Raw genomic sequence first — 19,361 nt, 5'->3', positions numbered from 1 at the left:
GTTGGGCGGTTAAAAGCGAGCGGTGAAGAGGCTGACAACGCGCGTGCACATGCCGTGCAAAAGCGCCGCCGCAGCGAAGAAAGACTGCGATTTTAACACCCGGCGAGGGCGTTCAAGGCGCGCTGGACTATCGCCAGACTATTCGCGCACCAGCACGACCAGCTTCAGATCTTCGCGATGCGCGGGCTTGAACGTGATCTGGTCATAGACGATGCGCCCGTCGCGCGGATGATTGAACTCGCGCCTGCCGCCCTCGCGTCCGCCGACGTCCTGCGAGGCCCAGTAGCGCGCGAACTCGTCGCTCGCGGCCGACAGCGAATCGATCAGCCCGCGCGTCGGCGCATCGCTCAGATGGCGGATCGAGTCGGCGCGGAATTCAGCGGCAAGCCGCCGCGCGCGCGTTTCCCAATCGACGATCAACGCGCGCGCGGCCGGCTCGGTGAACGTGTAGCGCAGCAGGTTGCGGTCGTGCGCGCCATCGAGCCAGCCGATGAACAGGTCGGCCGCGCGCTCGTTCCATGCGAGCGCATTCCATTGCCGGTCGAGCACGTAGGCCGGCGTGTCGACGAGCTGCACGGTCTGCAGCAGCGTGGCGGGGGCATCGGCGGCGGCCGGGTCGGGCTCGGCCGGGTCGCGCTGCGCGGCCAGTTCGAACAGATACGCGCGCTCGGCGCGCGACAGCTGCAAAGCGACGGCGATGCGTGCGAGCGCCTCGGCCGAAGCGGACACCGGCCGGCCCTGCTCGATCCACGTGTACCAGGTGGGGCTGACGCCGCACAGTTGCGCGACTTCCTCGCGCCGCAGACCGGGCGTGCGGCGGCGCGGCCCCGGCGGCAGACCGACCGCCTGCGGCGACAGCCGCTCGCGATGGGCGCGGATGAAGTCGCCGAGCGCGCGGGCCGGCGTGGCGTCGAGCGGTGGCGGGTGATCGGCGGAGGACGGCGTCGTCATGCTATCGGCTGCGCGTGCAAGGGGGTAGTCGAGATACCAGAATAATTGCGTAGCTTGTACTGGTACATGGCGGACTCTATTGTAGCGGCAGAAATTGCACAATGAGAAAAAGAGAAGCCGGGTGTGACCTGCGTCGGCCACACCCGGCTTCCGTCCGCTTCAGCGGCAACTCGAGCTCAACCGGTATTGCGCAACCCCGCCGCGATTCCGTTGATGCACAGATGAATGCCGCGCCGCACGCGCTCGTTCGTGTCGCCCGCGCGATAGCGTTTGAGCAGCTCGACTTGCAGGTGATTGAGCGGATCGAGATACGGGAAGCGGTTCTTGATCGAACGCGCGAGCAGCGGATTCTCGGCGAGCCGCTCGCTTTTGCCCGTGATCTCCGACAGCACCTTCGAGGTACGCTCCCATTCCGCGACGATCCGCTCGAACACGTGCTTGCGCAGCTTCTTGTCGGTGACGAGCGCGGCATAACGCGAGGCGACCGCGAGGTCGGTCTTCGCAATGACCATGTCCATGTTCGACAGCAGGTTCGCAAAGAACGGCCAGCTCTTGTGCATCTTCTTCAGCAGCGCGAGACGGCGCGCGCGCTCCGCGTCGGACGGCGCGCTGTCCAGATGCTCGGTGACCGCGCTGCCGAAGCCATACCAGCCTGTCAGCAGCAGCCGGCATTGTCCCCACGAGAAGCCCCAGGGAATCGCGCGCAGATCCTCGATCTTGCGCTGCTTCGGATCCTGCAGCTTGCGCGACGCTGGCCGGCTGCCGATGTTCAGCTCGGCGATCTCGGCGATCGGCGTCGACTCGAAGAAATACTCCTTGAAGCCCGGGGTTTCGTAGACGAGCGAGCGATACGTGGCCATCGCCGTGTCGGACAACTGCTGCATCGTTTGCTCGAACACGGGCAGTTCCGCCAACGTGTGGTCGTGCGGCAGCAGCGAGGCTTCGAGCGTCGCGGCCACGACGGTCTCCAGGTTGCGCCGGCCGATTTCCGGGTTCGCGAACTTGCTCGCGATCACTTCACCCTGCTCGGTCAAGCGGATCTGACCGTCGACGGTGCCAGGCGGCTGCGACAGGATTGCCTGATAGGTCGGGCCGCCGCCGCGGCCGACGGTGCCGCCGCGCCCGTGGAACAGACGCAGCGTCACGCCGCGTTCGTTGAACAGCGACACGAGCGCGAGCTCGGCGCGATACAGCTCCCAGTTCGACGTGAGGAAACCGCCGTCCTTGTTGCTGTCCGAGTAGCCGAGCATCACTTCCTGCTCGTTGCCCTGATGTTCGATCAGTGTGCTGATACCGGGCAGAGCGATCAGATCGCGCATGATGTGCGGCGCGTTACGCAGATCGGGGATCGTCTCGAACAGCGGGATCACCATCAGGTCAGCGCGCGCGGGGTCGCGCTCGTCGCCGAGACGTCCGCGCAACAGACCGGTTTCCTTTTGCAGCAGCATCACCTCGACCAGATCGCTGACGGTCTCCGTGTGGGAAATGATGTAGTTGCGCACCGCGCGCGCGCCGAATCTCTCGCGCGTGATGCGTGCCTGTTCGAGCACGGCAAGCTCGCTCTTCACGAGCTCGGAGTACTCGGCGTAGTGCACGCGCAGCGCGCGCGGCTGCGCGAGCTCGGCGAGCAGCACGTTCAGCTTGTCCGCTTCGGACAGCGCCGCGTAATCGTCCTCGACACCGGCGCGCTCGAGCAGCTCGGCGATCACCGCTTCGTGGATGTCGGAGCTTTGCCGCAGATCGATGCTCGCGAGGTGGAAGCCGAACACTTCGGCCGCGCGCGCGAGCGGCGCGAGTCGCGGCGCGGCGAGCGGCGCGCCGTGATGCTCGGCGAGCGAATCCATCAGCACGTGCAGGTCGCGCACGAAGTCGGCGGAGTCGTTGTAGGGAATCGCCCGGATCGGCCCCGCGCCGCGGCCGGCGCTGCGCAGCGGCACGGCGCCTTCGCCGAGGCGCACGCGCGCGCTTGCCGCGAGCCGCGTGTACATGCCGATCAGCGCGCGACGGTACGGTTCGTCGATGCGATGCGGCGAGTGGTCGGGCGAGGTGGCCGCGAGTTCATTCAGTGCATCGCTGGCCCCGACGAGCAGGTTCGACATCGACAGCTCCGCGCCGAGCTTGTGCACCTGCTCCAGGTAGTGCTCGAAGATCACCTCGGCCTGACGCGTGATCGCGTTTTCGAGCGTTGCGGCGGTGACGTTCGGATTGCCGTCGCGATCGCCGCCGATCCAGCTGCCCATCTGGAAGAACGGCGGCAGACGCGCTTCGAGGCCGTGCTCCTTCAGCGCCTCCTCGATGTCCGCATATAGCGCCGGCAGCTCTTCGAGGAAAGTGCTGCGGTAGTACGAGAGCGCGTTTTCGATTTCGTCGGCGACTGTCAGACGCGAGTCGCGCAGCATCCGCGTTTGCCACAGCGACGTGACGCGCGCGCGCAGCATCGCTTCGTTGTGCGCGCGCTCGCGGTTCGTCAGCGGCAGGTCGCGCTCGGCGAGCAGGCGCGCGATGTCGTGCTGGGCGTCGAGAATGCTCTTGCGCTGCACTTCGGTCGGGTGCGCGGTCAGCACCGGCATGATCAGCGCGTGGTCGAAAAACCGCTGCAACACCGGCGTGGCGGCGGCGCCGGCCGCGACGAGCCGTTCGAGCGCATAGGCGATCGTGCCCGGTTGCGATGTCGAGGCCGCTAGCGCGTGAATCCGATGACGGCGGTTGCGGTGACGGTCCTCGGCGATGTTCGCCAGGTGCGAAAAGTAGCTGAACGCGCGCACGACGCTGACGGTTTGCGCCGGCGTCAGCGTGCGCAGCTTCTTGTCGAGCGTCTGCAGGGCGGCGCTGTCGTCTTCGCGACGGAAACGCACGGCGTTCTGCCGGATCGTCTCGACGACGTCGAACACCGCGTCGCCTTCCTGCTCGCGCAGCACGTCGCCGAGCAGGCGTCCGAGATAGCGGATGTCCTGAAACAGCGGGTGGTCCTTGTCCTCGCGCGTACGGGCGCCGCTCTTCACGGTGGGCGCGGCGGCGGACGCAGCCTTGGCCGGCTTGCGCGTGGTGGCCGCTGTCGTAGCCTGTTCGGCCTTGGCGGTCTTCACCGCTTTGTCCTGCTTGACGGGCGCGGAGGCTTGCTCAGCCTGCGGGGTATGGGCGGCTTGCGCCGCGGCGCCGGCCGGGCGAGCGGTGGGCGAGGCAGTGTTGCGGCGAGCGGGGCGCGCCGGTCCGGAAGACGTCACGATGGGTTTCCTCAGGGAAGCCAGGGTTTGTTGATTGATGAACTGCGACTGCGGAACTGCAACCAGCAACTACAACGTGAACTGCGTGCAACAGGCAATGCAATGCGGACTGCCGCAGCGACTGCGCGAGCGAACTGCAGGACGGCCCGGCGAGGCTTGGAACGCAAGGGCGCGCGCGAGAGCGCGTGCTAACATTGATTGTTATTCCATCCCGAGATCAAGCAGCAGGCTAATGAACACCGAGACGTTTTCCACGCCACCCCACACGCTTGTGATTGCGTCGCGAGAGAGCCGGCTTGCCATGTGGCAGGCAGAGCATGTGCGATGTGCGCTGCACAAATTATATCCATCTTGTGAAGTAAAAATCCTCGGAATGACGACACGTGGTGATCAGATTCTCGATCGCACGCTGTCGAAGGTCGGCGGCAAAGGGCTATTCGTGAAGGAGCTCGAAGCCGCGCTTGCAGATGGCCGTGCCGACCTCGCGGTGCATTCGCTGAAAGACGTGCCGATGGAACTGCCCGCGGGTTTCGCGCTGTCCGCGATCATGGAACGCGAGGACCCGCGCGATGCACTCGTGTCCAACCAGTATGACTCGCTTGCCGCGCTGCCGGCCGGTGCCGTGGTCGGCACCTCGAGCCTGCGCCGCGAAGCGATGCTGCGCATGCGCTATCCGCATCTCGAGGTGCGGCCGTTGCGCGGCAATCTCGATACGCGGCTCGCCAAGCTCGATCGCGGCGACTACGCGGCGATCATTCTGGCCGCGGCCGGTCTGAAACGGCTGGGTCTGGCCGATCGCATCCGCGCGCTGCTCGATCCCGAGGACAGCTTGCCCGCGGCTGGCCAAGGCGCGCTCGGCATCGAGATTCGCGCCGATCGTGCGGACCTCGCCGCATGGCTCGCGCCGCTGCACCATCAGCACACGGCCGCGGCCGTCGAAGCGGAGCGCATGGTGTCGCGCGCGCTCGGCGGCAGCTGCGAGGTGCCGCTTGCCGCCTACGCGACCTGGGGCGATGGCGCGCTGCATCTGCGCGGCATCGTCGCGACGCCGGACGGGCAGCGCGTGCTGAGCGCGCACGCGTCGGCACCCGCGCCCACTTTGGAACGCGCGCTCGCGCTCGGCGAGGAAGTGGCGCACTCGCTGGCGCAACAGGGCGCGCTCGACATCGTCCGCGCGCTCAGTACGGCGAGCGGCTCCGCGGCCGCGCCCAGCGCGGCGGCCAGTGAGTGATGGCCGCCGTCACGCCCGAGAAGGCGCCTTTCACGGCCGTGATCACACGGCCGGCCGGCCAGTCCAGCGAACTCGTCGAACAGCTCGAAGCAGCCGGCCTCGCGACGCTCGACTTTCCGCTCATCGACATCGCGCCCGTCATCGACGACGCGCCGTTGTGCGAAGCGCTCGCGTCGCTCGAACGCTATGCGCTCGTCGTGTTCGTGTCGCCGAACGCGGTCGATCACGCGTTCGCGCGCCACGACGACATCTGGCCGCATGCGCTGCCGGTCGGCGTGGTCGGCCCCGGTAGCGTGCATGCGCTCGCACGCCACGGCGTCAGCGCGCCCGAGCACCGTGTCATCAGCCCCGCGGCGGGCGCCGACGACGAATCGACGAACTTCGACTCCGAGGGCCTCTATGCCGCGATCGAGGCGCAACTCGGTGCCGCGAGCCTCGAAGGCAAGCGCGTCCTGATCGTGCGCGGCGACGGCGGCCGCGAGTGGCTCGCCGAGCGCTTGCGCGAAGCGGGCGCCGAAGTCGACACGGTCGCCGCGTACCGGCGCATCGTGCCGGAGCCGTCGATCGGCGCGTGGGCGCGCGTGCATGAACTGCTCGCGGGCGCGCCGCACGCATGGCTTCTGACCAGCTCCGAAGGCGTGCGCAATCTGCACGAACTTGCGCAGGAACACCTGACCGCCGGCGAGATCGGGCAGCTCAAACACGCGCTGCTCGTCACGCCGCATCCCCGAATCGCGCAGACCGCGCGGGCATTGGGTTTTGATAGGATTACGGTGTCCGGCGCGGGCGACGAGCGCATAGTCCGCGCCCTCGTTGCCGCGGCCGCCGTGCCTCCCGCCCTCCAACCGGAATCGTCCAACCCGGCTCAATCACGCATGACTGAAACGAAAGCATCCACGAACGCCTCGCCCCAGCCGCCGGCAAGCAGCGCCTTGCCGCCGAATCAATCCTTCACGCCGTACGAAGCGCAAAAGCGCCGCAGCACGAGCGGACCGCTGCTGTGGATCGTCGTCGTGGTCATCGCATGCGCGGCGGCGGTGGGCGGCTTCGCGATGAACCGCAAGCTCGTGCGCACCGAGCAGCAGCTCGCGCAGCGTCAGCAGGCCATCGACGCACAGAACAACGAACTGCGTATCAAGATCGATCAGGCGCTCGCCACCGTGCATCAATCGGACGCGCAGGTCGCGCAGCTCGAAGGCAAGCTCGCCGATGCGCGGGCGGCGCAGCAGGCACTGCAGCAACAATACTCGGATCTCGCGCGCAACCGCGACGACTGGACCTTCGCCGAAGTCGGACAAATGCTGTCGGCGGCGAGCCAGCAGTTGCAACTGACCGGCAATACGCAGCTCGCGCTGTTCGCGCTGCAAAGCGCCGACACGCGCCTCGCCGCGTCGGATAGCCCGCAGGCGGCCGCGGTCCGCAAGGCGATCGCGCAGGACATCGACAAGCTGAAGGCCGCGCCGTCCACCGACCTCACCGGCCTAGCGATCAAGCTCGACGACGCGATCGACCACGTCGACAATCTGCCGCTGTCGGGCGAAGCACCAATTCCGCATGCCGCGCCGCATGCGGCCACCCGAGCCGACACCGCGAAGCTGGCCGCGGCCACCGGCAAGCCGCGCTGGGAAGTATGGATCGACGAGGTGGTGCACGGCATTGGCGAGCAGCTGACGAGCCTCGTGCAGGTGCGCCGTATCGATCACGCCGACGCGATGCTGGTCACGCCGGACCAAGGCTACTTCGTGCGCGAGAACCTGAAGCTGCGCCTGCTTTCGGCGCGCCTCGCGCTGCTGTCGCGCAACCAGACCACGCTGAAATCCGACCTGCAGGCGGCGCAGTCCGCGTTGACGCGTTACTTCGACGCGTCGTCGAAAGACACGCAGACGGTCATCGATCTGGTGAAGCAGGTGGACGCCGGTTCGGCCGCAGTCGAGCTGCCGAACCTCGATACGAGCCTGCAGGCCGTCAATCAATACCGGAACCGGGGTTAATCATGGCGATCCGGGGACTTCTATGGCTCGCGGCGCTGTTCGCCGTCGCGGTCCTGCTCGCGGTGGGCGGGCGCTTCGACGCGGGACAGGTGCTGCTGATCTATCCGCCGTACCGCGTCGACATGTCGTTGAACCTGTTCGTCGTCGCGGTAGTGGTGCTGTTCATCCTCTTCTACGCGTTGTTGCGCATCATCCGCAATATCTGGCGCATGCCGCAGCGCGTCGCCGCGTATCGCGCGCGCTCGCGTGTCGCGAAGGCGCATGCGGCGCTGCGCGACGCGATCGGCAACCTGTACGCGGGGCGTTTCTCGCGCGCGGAAAAGGCCGCCAGGGATGCGCTCGCGAACGGCGACAACAAGGGCGCGGCCGGCCTGATCGCGGCGACCGCCGCGCATCGCATGCATGAATACGCGCGGCGCGACGAATGGCTCGCGCAGATCGACGAAGCCGACTGGCAGGACGCACGCCTGATGGCCACGGCCGATATGCGTGCCGACGGCCGCGACGCCGACGGCGCGCTCAATGCGCTGACCGAGATGCAATCGCAGGGCGCGCGGCGCATCCACGCGCAGCAGATCATGCTTCGGGCGCAGCAGCAGCTGAAGAACTGGGGCGAAGTGCTGAAGCTCGTGAAGACGCTGGAGAAGCGCGAGGCGATCCATCCGGCGGTCGCGGTGCGGCTGCGTCAACTGGCGGCGGAGAATCTGCTGCGCGATCGCCGTCACAATGCGGACGCGCTGCTCGAACTGTGGAGTTCGCTGTCGGCGACCGAGCGTCATTCGCCGCGCCTCGCCGATACCGCCGCCGAACTGCTGGTCGCGCTGAACCGTCCGCAGGAGGCGCGCAAGATCGTCGAAGATGCGCTCGCGCAGAACTGGGATGCGCGTTTGCTGCGCCGCTATCCGGACACGGCCGGTGACGATGCGCTGCCGCTGATCCAGAAAGCCGAGGCATGGCAGAAAGATCGCCCGGAAGATGCGGACCTGCTGTTCGCGCTGGGGCGTCTGTGCTTGCGTCAGCAGTTGTGGGGCAAGGCGCAGTCGTTCCTCGAACGCGCCCTGAAGCTCGCCGACAACGAAACGCTGAAGATCCGCTCGCATCGCGCGCTCGCGCGTCTGCACGAGCAGCTAGGAGATGCGGAGAAGGCGAGCCAGCATTACCGCGAGAGTGCGTTGGCGATGAACGTGACGTGAGTTGGACGTTTTCGGCTGCGCGTTGAACCGCGCGAGCCTTTGACACCGCTCCTCGATGGCCGCAGCCTCGCGCTGCGGCCGTTTGTTTTTCCCGACGCCCAATGCACGCGCCTGTGTCGTTCAAGATCCGCCAACCACTCATACCATGAGGGGCGAACCCGTCTTCGTCTCGGATCGGCGCGCATCGACTAGGGGCAAATGCTCCCGGCCCGCCTTGATCGATCTGGACTATCCTAGGAATGACAGTACCGCCCACGGTTCGTGTTGCGGCGTCCTCGACTGAGAACAATCCACAGATGGAAGCGGACAGGCCAGTTCCCCACGAGGAACAGACTGCGAAAAGCGCGCCCCGTTGGATGCGCTGGCTGCCGGGACTGACGGTGCTCAAGACGTACCAGCTGAGCTGGCTGCCGAACGATCTGACCGCGGGACTGGTATTGACCACGATGCTGGTGCCCGTCGGGATCGCCTATGCGGCGGCATCCGGCGTCCCAGGGGTGTACGGCCTCTACGCCACGATCGTTCCGCTGCTGGCGTATGCACTGTTCGGACCGAGCCGGATTCTCGTGCTAGGCCCCGACTCCGCGCTCGCGGCTCCGATTCTGGCGGTGGTCGTGCAAATCGCGGCGGGCGACCCGTCGCGCGCGATCGCGGTAGCCAGCATGATGGCGATCGTGTCCGGGCTGTTCTGTATCGTGATGGGCCTGCTGCGGCTCGGATTCATCACGGAGCTGCTGTCGAAGCCCATCCGGTACGGCTACATGAACGGCATCGCGTTTGCCGTTCTGATCAGCCAGTTACCCAAACTGTTTGCGATTTCGATCGAAGAGCGCGGGCCATTGCGCGACATCTGGAGCCTCATACGCGCAATCGCCGATGGCCAATCCAACTGGTACAGCTTTGCGGTGGGCGCGGGAAGCCTCGTACTGATCCTGTTTCTCAAGCGCTTCGAGAAACTGCCGGGCATCCTGATCGCGGTGATCGTCGCGACGCTGTGCGTGACCGTCTTGCACCTCGATAGCGTCGGCGTGAAGGTGCTCGGCAAGATTCCTCAAGGCCTGCCGACATTCGCGCTACCCTGGGTCGCCGACGCCGACCTGGTCAAGATCCTGCTCGGCGGCTGTGCGGTCGCGCTCATCGCGTTCGCCGATACCAGCGTGCTGTCGCGAACTTTCGCGGCACGCTTTCGTAGCCGTGTCGACCCCAATCAGGAAATGGTCGGGCTCGGCGCGGCCAATCTGGCGGCCGGACTGTTCCAGGGCTTTCCGATCAGCAGCAGTTCGTCGCGCACACCGGTCGCCGAGGCGGCGGGGGCGAAGACGCAACTGACGGGCGTCGTAGGGGCGGTGGCGGTCGCCGCGCTGCTGATGGCCGCGCCCAATCTGATGCGCTATCTGCCCAACAGTGCGCTCGCCGCGGTCGTGATTGCGGCCGCGCTTGGTCTCTTCGAGATCGCGGACCTGAAGCGGATATTCCGGATCCAGCAATGGGAGTTCTGGCTGTCGATGGCCTGCTTTGCCGGCGTCGCGGTGTTCGGTGCGATTCCCGGAATCGGCTTCGCGGTGGTGATCGCGGTTATCGAATTTCTGTGGGACGGCTGGCGGCCGCACTATGCGGTGCTTGGTCGCGTCGAGGGCTTGCGCGGCTATCACGACATCGAGCGCTACCCGGACGCCGAGCGAATCCCGGGGCTCGTGCTGTTTCGCTGGGATGCACCGCTATTTTTCGCGAACGCCGAGCAGTTTCAGGAGCGGCTGCTCGAAGCCGTCGCCGCATCGCCTACACCGGTGCGGCGCGTGGTGGTGGCGGCCGAACCGGTGACGAGCGTTGACGTGACCTCCGCCGACATGCTGCGAGATTTGACGCGCACGCTCGGCGAGCGCGGGATTGCGCTGCATTTCGCGGAGATGAAGGATCCGGTTCGCGACAAGCTGAGGCGCTTCGAGTTGACCGACCTGATTGGGGACGCGTGCTTTCATCCGACTGTGGGTAGTGCGGTTGATAGTTATGTCGAGGGGGTGGGGAAGGGTTAGCGCCTGCGGTTCAAGGCCGGCTCTATTCACGGCGTTGTCGTTTGAACGCGGAATAGTCACGACTGAGCAAAACGTCCATCAGGAGGGGTGTTTTGGGTTCGTCCGGCGCGGGATTCTTCGGGTCGGGGTCGCCGAAAGCAAATTCGACGTCCACCGGAAACCGACTCGTTGACAGATTCGAAGCACGATAGCGATAGCTATGCAGCAGAAGCTGTGGCGGCGCTGTTCCCATGTCATTGCCGGGCCGTCGCTCGCCGTTGCCGTCGATCCAGTAGCCGATATCGAGATGGAGGAGATCTTCGAGCGTCGAGCGGCTAATGTCTGCCAGTAGCGGATTGAACCGGATCGTGAAGTCCAGCATGATCTGCTTGACCTTCGTGCGGTCGGCGGAGGGGTCGAGCGGATCGGGTATCACAACTACGGTGATTTCCGTCCGCGGGAACGCTGGATTCTCAAAGGAATACTCCGTAACACCTATCACACCGCGCTCAGTCCGCGCCGCACGAATGCGGCCGAATATTGTATGCGCGGGATCAAAGGGTTGGTCGTCCCGCAGGATCGCGATCGCCGTGGTCAATATCCTCAAGGCCATGTCGCGCTGGGCATCGGTCACGGTGGATCTCATCTCAACTCCGGGCCCCGATGGATCTGAGAGCATCGACGTACTGAGCCGTGCATGTGCTGGGATTGCGAACGAGAGGATTACCAGGATTGCACCAGTAAGCCTGAACCACTTCCGCGCAGGCGTAGGCGTCTTCTTCATGAAATTGGCTCCTATAGCCGGTTTCGAATTGCGCCATTTTTTGAGCCGTTTCAGCGGAGACGTTCAGGAGGTCGCACACCTTCTTTTCAGCGCTTGGGAGATCTCGTCTGACATACTCCCAGCCCGGCTTGTCCTGCATGCTGGAGATCAGCCAGTAGTAGTGGAATACAAGCAACCTATGTAGACCGATGTGAACGCGATGATCGTCGGGTAGCGGCGTGTTTCCAGCCGCTGTATAGGCTTTCTTCAGCATCGTCGACCAATATACCGAGTGGACGTTCGGCAAATCCTTATAGTCGTCTGGAAAGTGCTGAAGCAAAGAAAACATCCAGAAGTACTGCTGGCAGTGGCGACACTCGTGATACAGCGTGTCGGCAAATGCCCTGAGACGGTTATCCAGCGAGGTGGACTGGTCCCTGAGTTCGACGATGCGCGCAATCTCGCTCTCGTTGACGGCGATAAGCCAGTACTTCCCGATGAATGCGGCGCTGACATCCTGTCGTAAGGCGTACTCCGTTGCCCGCTGTGAATTGACAATCACAAGCTTCGGCATGGCGCCGTCATTTTCTGGGTTGATGGCGTCGCGTCGTGGCAATCCAAAGATTCCAGCGCCGAGCGCGATTTCCAATTGTGGCGTGACAGTGCTTTGAATCGTCTCTATCGAATCGGAAGTCAACGGCCACGCAACTGCGCCCCAATCGATTCCCTTCAACGCAGTTTTAATCGCAGCCGCATAAGCCTTGGTCACCGGGTACTCAACATCCTTGCGCATCGACATACCGGCCGGCGCATCAGCCAGAGTCGCACCATTGATGAAGTGATGAAAGCGCAGCCCGAAGTTCATCGGATCGCAGGAAACGAATTCGGGCGGTTTGTATTCAGTTGTCGCGCCTTGATTGGGTGAGGCCACGCTCTTGCCTGCGACCCTCGCGCTGCGCTTCTCAGGGTTGGGTACTGTGCCCGTAAATGGTTCGTCCACGTCTCTGATCACCGCGCCTTTGCTCACCGCAATAACCTTGTCACGCTCACTCGCGGCGAACAGTTCGATCGTCGCGAACGCAAGCACGTTGCTGGTGACGAGGCTCATCTCTCCAAGCGCATTGGTGACGCCCTGAATCACCTGCCCATCATCGAGCGTGATCCGGTACGGCTGGTTCGGCAGTGCAAAGCCGGTATCGTGTTCGATCAGAACATGATGCGCGGCCAGCTTGCCCGGCTTCTCTGGCGTTACGGGCACACTGACAGGCCGCGCCGCTGGCCCCTCAGTCTGATGACTCCCCGCATGGACCCGGTGCTCCCCGCCTGTATAGACCCTGTACCCTTCCGAATTGATGACCACCTTCGTGCTTCCCGCATGGAGCACGATCTCTTTGCTGGCCATCAGATTGATCGAGTCGGTTCTACTGATGATGCTGACGACCCGCTGCGCGAGGACCTCGACATCATCGCTTTGCGCTTCGATCCGCACCTTGCCTGACGCGGCCTTGAGCCTGATGCCGAGTTTCTTCGCGAACACCCGCACGCCGTTGACCGCGGACGCCAGCAGCGATTTCGCCGCCGCCATGCTGACATGTCCGCCCGCTGTGAGCGCGATGTGTTCGACACTCGCCAAGTGCGTGCTCTGCGCTGCCGTGAGACCGACCCCCGCCGCGCTGGCCAGCACCATGTCGGGCTCGGTCATCTGCGGGAAAGGAAGGTCCGCACGCACCGCGACGCCACGTATCGCGTCGTTCTGCGCCTTGATGGCCCGCGACACCTCGCTTTGAGAGGTCTGCGGTTCCTGTGCCTCATACTGCCGCGCGAGGCCCGCGAGGTTCTCGTGGATGTCGCGCGCCTGCGTAAGACGCGCCACGGTCTCGCCGAGATCCTTTGCCGGCGCGCTCGCGCCGCGACGCGCCTCGGTGGTGATCAGCATGCCCCTGTTGGCGCGCGCCACACCCCATGCATCGGTGGCCAGTTCCCAGCCTTCACCGCGTGCTTGCTGTCGGCCGGCCTCGCGCATGACACGCGTGTTGTAGCCCAGCACGAGGCGCGAGTTCGCGTGATCGCTGGCGAGCTGCGCCTGGAGCTGGCCGGGCGTGTCATCGAGGACGACGTGATTGGTCTGGCCGTCGCAGCTATCTTTGAGCTCATGGCTCAAGATGCCTGAAAGTGCCTGGTTATCCGGCAACTTCCAGGGCGGCTGATTCCAGCCGTTGATCATTCGGCCCGATACGTACGGCTTGTCCGGATCCTCTTCGTGGTAGCCGACTACGACCTCCTCGCCGACGCGCGGCGGATAGATCGCGCCGAAGCCATTGCCTTGCCACGGCGACGACACGCGCACCCAACAACTGGCTTTGTTGTCTTTCGGGGCAAGCCGGTCCCACACGAAACGCACCTTTGCGCGCGCGTATCCATCGACCCAGATCGGCTGGTGCTCGGGCCCAACCACGACGGCCGTTTCCGCCGCGCAGCGCGGCTTTTTCTTCGGGCGGTTTCTGAAGAAGGTATTGGCAGGCTGAAGCACGAAGCGGGTCAGGTACTGGCGCGGCGCATCGTTCGTGTCGTTACTGGGCGACTGTGTGTTCTGCGCCGCATTGCGAATGTCGAGCGTGGTCGATACCACCAGGTACTCGGCGTTGACTTCGTGTTGCGGATGATTGTCGAGCCAGAAAGTTCTTCCGGTTCTCAGGCCGCGCAGATTCCCTTGGCCCTTCAGACGCAGCCGGTGGCAGCGCATCGCATCGACGCGCACGCTCGCGAGGTGCTCGGCTTCGTTGCGGAAGTCGTTTCGCGCGCCTGACAATCCCGTCGCGCCGGCGAGCGGCTGCGAGTAGTCGCCCCAGCCGTGTTGCTCGATGTTGTCGCAGGCTCGTTCGCTGAAGCTCTTGTACTCGCTCTCGAAGTGCACGCCGGGGCGCGTATAGTCGTAGTCGATCAGACTGACCTTGCCCGTCGTGATCTGACGCGAGACCTCGAGCCTGTGAATGTGCTCTTCCTCGACGTGCCGGCTGTCAGGCGCGTGATAGCGGATCGTGTGGTACGCGTCGCCGTGCTGTTTGTGCGAGCCGGGTGAATCGCACAGTACCAGCGTCATTCCGTCGAACAGATAGTAGATTCCCCATTCTCTCCAGATGCGCGTGAGGAACTCGAAGTCGGATTCCCACATCTGCCGGACGTAGTCGCGCTTTGGGTAGCCGCTGCGCAATCCGGGCGCGCCCAATTCCATCACGACCGGAAAGTGATAACGCTCCTTGAGTATCCGGTCAATGATGTCCACGACGCTCGCGTCCTGAAAGATCCTGCTTTCGCAGTTCTTCGTGGCCAGCCACAGCCAGGGGCGCACGACGAAGCTGTAATGGGCGCGCCGATTCTCGATGCCGGTCTGTTTCATGCCTGTGATGAGGCCCGAAATCGTGCGGCGGTTCGGGCCAATGTGTGCCACGTCGCCGCGTTCCAACTGGTGTTGACCGAACAATCCGTTCCCGTCGAAAGCGATCGAAATATCGATGACCTTGCCAATAAGCTTATCGGGTACGACCAGTTCCTGTGCTTGCCACAATCCGAGCGTCGGACTTTCGATCGTCGCCACGTCGAGCGTGTATCGATAGAGCTTGCCGAGAGACTCGGTGCCGCGCAGGCGGAGCGGAGCCAGCAAAGGCTCATTGTTCCATGTGGGGAGCGCGTCACTGGATAGACCTAGCGTGCGGTCCTGTGCGGGGTTGAACATGCGTGTACGGAGCACGGTGTGTCCTGGGAATCAGGAAGCGCTCAGCATCGCACCGCAGCCTGTCCTGTCACCGGCAAGGCTGACCCGTTTGCCGTTGTATGTTGCCTTGTCCGCGAGCCGGATCATCGGCTGGCCGTTGCCGTTCTTCATCGCTTCTCCCTTGTTATGTGCGAACGCCAGTATCGGGAGTGGGACGACAGGGGGCTATCAGAATTGGACGAATTTTTAGCCTGTATAGGCAATTCTTTAAATTGTCAGCGAACGGACTGCCGCCGCCTTCAGAGTGAAGCATCCTCGATGCACCGGAGCGGCCACCACGCCGTCCGGCTGCATCCTCGGCGCGCGTCGTCGGTAGACGACGCGCCACCGCTTAGAAGAATCCGAGCGCCTCCGCCTGGTAGCTCACCAGCAGACACTTCGTTTGCTGATAGTTCGACAAGGCCATCTTGTGCGTTTCGCGCCCGATCCCCGACTGCTTGTAACCACCGAACGCCGCATGTGCCGGATACAGGTGATAGCAGTTGGTCCACACGCGTCCCGCCTCGATCTCGCGTCCCATCCTGTAAGCGCGAGTGCCGTCGCGCGTCCACACGCCGGCGCCGAGGCCGTAGTACGTGTCGTTCGCGATCTCGATCGCCTGCTGTTCGTCCTTGAACGTCATCACCGAAGCGACCGGCCCGAAAATCTCCTCCTGGAACACGCGCATATCGTTTTTGCCGAACAGCATGGTCGGCTTCACATAGAAGCCCTCGCCGAGGCCGGCGCCGGGCGTGGTGCGCTCGCCGCCGACGAGGCACTGCGCTCCTTCATTGCGGCCAATGTCGATATACGACAGGATCTTGTCGAGCTGCTGCTGCGACGCCTGCGCGCCGATCATCGTTTCCAGATTCAGCGGGTGGCCGGCCTTGATGCGCTCCACCCGGGCAATCGCTTTCTCGATGAAACGCTCGTAAACGGACTCCTGAACCAGCACGCGCGACGGGCACGTACACACTTCACCCTGGTTCAGCGCGAACATCGCGAGACCTTCGAGCGCCTTGTCGAGGAACGCGTCTTCGCGATCGAGCACGTCGGCGAAGAAGATGTTCGGGCTCTTGCCGCCGAGTTCGACCGTCGACGGAATCAGGTTCTCCGCCGCCGCGTGCAGGATGCGCTTGCCGACCGGCGTCGAGCCGGTGAAGGCGATCTTCGCGATGCGCTTGCTGGTGGCGAGCGCTTCGCCCGCTTCCTTGCCGAAGCCGCTGACGATGTTGACGACCCCTGCCGGGAACAGGTCGCCGATCAGCTCGATCAGCACGAGTATCGAAGCCGGCGTTTGTTCGGCGGGCTTCATCACGACGCAGCAGCCGGCCGCGAGTGCGGGCGCCAGCTTCCACGCGGCCATCAGCAGCGGGAAATTCCACGGAATGATCTGACCGACGACTCCGACCGGCTCGTGAAAGTGATAAGCGACCGTGTTGTCGTCGATCTCCGAGATACTGCCTTCCTGGGCGCGGATGCAGCCCGCGAAATAGCGGAAATGATCGACGGCGAGCGGCAGGTCCGCGGCCATCGTTTCGCGCAGCGGCTTGCCGTTGTCGATCGTCTCGGCGACGGCGAGCAGCTTCAGGTTCTTCTCCATCCGCTCGGCTACGGCGAGCAGCAGGTTCGCGCGCTCCGTGACGGACGTCTTCCCCCATTTGCGGCGCGCCGCGTGCGCGGCGTCGATGGCGAGGTCGATGTCGGCGGCGTTCGAGCGCGGCACGCGACAGAACGGTTGCCCGTTGATCGGCGACACGTTGTCGAAGTAGTCGCCGCCGACCGGCGGCACCCACTTGCCGCCGATGTAGTTTTCGTAGCGCTGCCGATAGGGATACTCGATGTCGATGCCGAGCGCTTGAAGGTCAAATGGATTCATCACTTGTCTCCGTTTTGTGATGGTGATCGGGTCACTGCGCGGACGACCTCAGGCAGGAACCGTACCAATGCATCGAAGTGCGAAGTTTCACGGATTGCGGTGGGCCCTATAGGTGGAAGTGTTCCGTTTCTGAACACTGGCGCCGGCTGCCGGTGTTCAGAAACGCCGCAAACGGGCCGAAGCTGACACAGATCAATGGCGCGCGCCCGCGCGGCTCGCCGAGGGCGGCCGTCGCGGTGGCAAAGGGAGTATCCTGTCCACGCATCGAAGCGTCCGGCACGACCCGGACGCATTCAGGAGGAGACAATGCGCCACGACGTTCATCCGCCCGGCCATGCCGCTGCCAACCGCGTCAACGGCTGTCCCGCGCCGGTCATCCAGAAAGCCCACGAACGCTCCGAGACATTCGGCCTGAGCGCATCGATCCGGCCGGATTACGACATCCTCTCCGACACGGGCCTCGCGCTGAAACGCGAACAGAACCAAACGCTGTGCGCGCATGCGATGCCGGTCATGGAGACGCTGCGCGAGCAGATCGTCAACACCCAAAGCATGATCGTGCTGACCAACGCCGAAGGCTTGATCCTGCATTCGATCGGCGATGACGACTTCCTGCATCGCGCGGAAAAGGTGGCGCTGCGGCCCGGCGCGAACTGGGCCGAGGATCGCCAGGGCACCAACGCGATCGGCACCGCGCTGGCCGAGGGCTGCGCGATGGTCGTTCATGGCGACCAGCACTATCTGGCGGCGAACCGTTTCCTGACCTGTTCGAGTGTGCCGATTCTCGATCCGTACGGCGATCTGATCGGCGTGCTCGACGTGACCGGCGACCACCGCAGCTATCACCAGCACACGATGGCGCTGGCGAAGATGTCGGTGCAAATGATCGAAAACCATCTGTTCTCGACCGCGTTCCGTGACGTGCTGCAAGTGTCTTTCCACGGACGGCCCGAGTTCCTCGGCACGCTGATGGAAGGGATCATTGCGTTCACGGACGATGGCCGCTTTCTGTCTGCGAACCGAAGCGCGCAGTTTCAGCTCGGCCTGTCCCTTGCCGCGCTGCGCGCGCATACGCTGTCGTCGCTGTTCCAGATCTCGTATGCGCAACTGATGGACCGCTTGACGCATGGCGTCGCGCCGCATTTGACGCTGAATCTGTACAACGGTGCGGTGGTTTGCGCGCGTGCGCAGTTCAGGCGGCCGTCGTTGGGGCAGGGGCGTGGAGCGGTCGATGTGCAGAGCGTCGCCGCCGTGCAGCCGGTGCGTGCGAATGCGCGTCAGCCGGCTGCGGGACTGTCGCGGCTCAGCGATCTCGACACCGGCGACGCGCGCGTCTCCGCGCTGATCGCCAAGGTTCGCAAGGTGCTCGGCAAGGACATTCCGATTCTGATCACCGGCGAGACAGGCACGGGCAAGGAGTTGCTCGCGCAGGCGATCCACAACGATTCGCCGCGCCGCGACGGCCCCTTCGTCGCGGTCAATTGCGCGTCGATTCCGGAGTCGCTGATCGAATCCGAGCTGTTCGGTTACGAAGAAGGTGCGTTCACCGGCGCGCGGCGCAAAGGGGCGACCGGCAAGCTGATGCAGGCGAATGGCGGCACGCTGTTTCTCGACGAGATCGGGGATATGCCGTATTCGTTGCAGGTGCGGCTGCTGCGCGTGTTGCAGGAGCGGCTCGTGACGCCGCTTGGAGCCGCGAGAGCGGTTCCCGTCGATGTGTCCATCATCTGCGCGACACACCGTAACTTGCGCGAAATGATCGCGCAGAACCAGTTCCGTGAGGATCTTTACTATCGGATCAACGGGCTTGCGGTTCGCTTGCCGTCGTTGCGCGAGCGTGGCGATCTCGCGGTGGTGGTGGAGAAGATGTTGCAGCGGGAATCAGTTGAAAGCGGAGGGCGGCGGACGCTCAGCGTTGCGCCGGACGTGATGGCCGTGTTCGGGCGGCATGCGTGGCCGGGCAACTGCCGGCAACTGGCTAACCTGCTGCGCACTGCGGCGGCAATGGTGGAGGAGGATGCGGAGATCCGGTGGGAGCATCTGCCGGATGATTTTCTGGATGACGTTCGTGGCGCGGATCGTGATGGCGGCAGTGGCGATGTTTCGGCGCATGACGGTGCGCGGCTGGAGGATGTCGCCACGTCGGTGGTCGCCATGACGCTGGCGCGATATGGCGGCAACGTTTCGGCCGCGGCGCGTGCGCTCGGGGTGTCGCGCAATACCATCTATCGCAGGATGCCGGCGGCGGAGCGGGGCAGGGCAACGGAAGATGACTGAAGTCGCGGCTTTCGGAGGCCGCCGTTTTTCAGTGAACCAGCAGGACCGTGCTTGCGGAACTACGCGGCTAGTGTCGTGAGTTAAAAATT

10 protein-coding genes are annotated in these 19,361 nt (G+C 64.4%); 5 read left to right on the top strand and 5 right to left on the bottom strand.

All coding sequences use genetic code 11. The features are described from left to right. Positions 1 to 138 precede the first annotated feature (138 nt). Together LJ655_RS04105 and ppc are read right to left on the bottom strand one after the other, a co-directional pair. Positions 139 to 951 carry a helix-turn-helix transcriptional regulator gene (locus LJ655_RS04105; RefSeq protein WP_230559985.1) on the bottom strand — a complete coding sequence of 271 codons (813 nt, stop codon included), beginning with the start codon at positions 949 to 951 and terminating at the stop codon, positions 139 to 141. Positions 952 to 1,127: 176 nt separating this feature from the next. Beyond that, entirely contained in the window at positions 1,128 to 4,175 is a 3,048-nt protein-coding gene (ppc, locus tag LJ655_RS04100) for a phosphoenolpyruvate carboxylase (protein WP_230559984.1), read from the bottom strand. A 232-nt stretch (positions 4,176 to 4,407) separates the two neighbouring features. Here ppc and hemC point away from each other — a divergent pair, with 232 nt between their 5' ends. The 4 genes from hemC (at position 4,408) to LJ655_RS04080 (ending at position 10,623) form a co-directional block, all read left to right on the top strand. Next, positions 4,408 to 5,406 (top strand): hydroxymethylbilane synthase, encoded by a 999-nt coding sequence (hemC, locus tag LJ655_RS04095; RefSeq protein WP_230559983.1) that lies wholly within the window; start codon positions 4,408 to 4,410, stop codon positions 5,404 to 5,406. After that, positions 5,406 to 7,397: a fused uroporphyrinogen-III synthase HemD/membrane protein HemX gene (gene hemDX, locus LJ655_RS04090; RefSeq protein WP_230560264.1), complete on the top strand. Its 1,992-nt coding sequence runs from the start codon at positions 5,406 to 5,408 to the stop codon at positions 7,395 to 7,397. The genes hemC and hemDX overlap by 1 nt, the downstream gene beginning before the upstream one ends. A gap of 2 nt (positions 7,398 to 7,399) precedes the next feature. Then, a complete protein-coding gene (locus tag LJ655_RS04085) occupies positions 7,400 to 8,590 on the top strand; it encodes a heme biosynthesis protein HemY (protein WP_230559982.1) in 1,191 nt (396 codons plus the stop codon). Between the two features lie 296 nt (positions 8,591 to 8,886). Next, positions 8,887 to 10,623 carry a SulP family inorganic anion transporter gene (locus tag LJ655_RS04080; protein ID WP_230560263.1) on the top strand — a complete coding sequence of 579 codons (1,737 nt, stop codon included), beginning with the start codon at positions 8,887 to 8,889 and terminating at the stop codon, positions 10,621 to 10,623. Positions 10,624 to 10,645: 22 nt separating this feature from the next. On the opposite strand, the gene LJ655_RS04075 is transcribed toward LJ655_RS04080, so the two are convergent. The 3 genes from LJ655_RS04075 to exaC all read right to left on the bottom strand — a co-directional run bounded on the left by LJ655_RS04075 (position 10,646) and on the right by exaC (position 16,995). Beyond that, positions 10,646 to 11,248 (bottom strand): hypothetical protein, encoded by a 603-nt coding sequence (locus LJ655_RS04075; RefSeq protein WP_230559981.1) that lies wholly within the window; start codon positions 11,246 to 11,248, stop codon positions 10,646 to 10,648. Position 11,249: 1 nt separating this feature from the next. Further along, on the bottom strand, positions 11,250 to 15,098 hold the full coding sequence (locus LJ655_RS04070) for a type VI secretion system Vgr family protein (protein ID WP_230559980.1): 3,849 nt from the start codon (positions 15,096 to 15,098) through the stop codon (positions 11,250 to 11,252). A 370-nt stretch (positions 15,099 to 15,468) separates the two neighbouring features. After that, a complete protein-coding gene (gene exaC, locus LJ655_RS04065) occupies positions 15,469 to 16,995 on the bottom strand; it encodes an acetaldehyde dehydrogenase ExaC (protein WP_230559979.1) in 1,527 nt (508 codons plus the stop codon). A gap of 306 nt (positions 16,996 to 17,301) precedes the next feature. Between exaC and LJ655_RS04060 the strand changes: the two genes are divergently transcribed. Next, positions 17,302 to 19,272: a sigma-54-dependent Fis family transcriptional regulator gene (locus LJ655_RS04060; RefSeq protein WP_230559978.1), complete on the top strand. Its 1,971-nt coding sequence runs from the start codon at positions 17,302 to 17,304 to the stop codon at positions 19,270 to 19,272. The last annotated feature ends 89 nt before the right edge of the window (positions 19,273 to 19,361 follow it).

Source organism: Paraburkholderia translucens (genome assembly GCF_020881035.1).
Classification (GTDB): Bacteria; Pseudomonadota; Gammaproteobacteria; order Burkholderiales; family Burkholderiaceae; genus Paraburkholderia; species Paraburkholderia translucens.
Note: the sequence above shows the minus strand (reverse complement) of the source record. Positions and strands in the feature narration are given on the sequence as shown.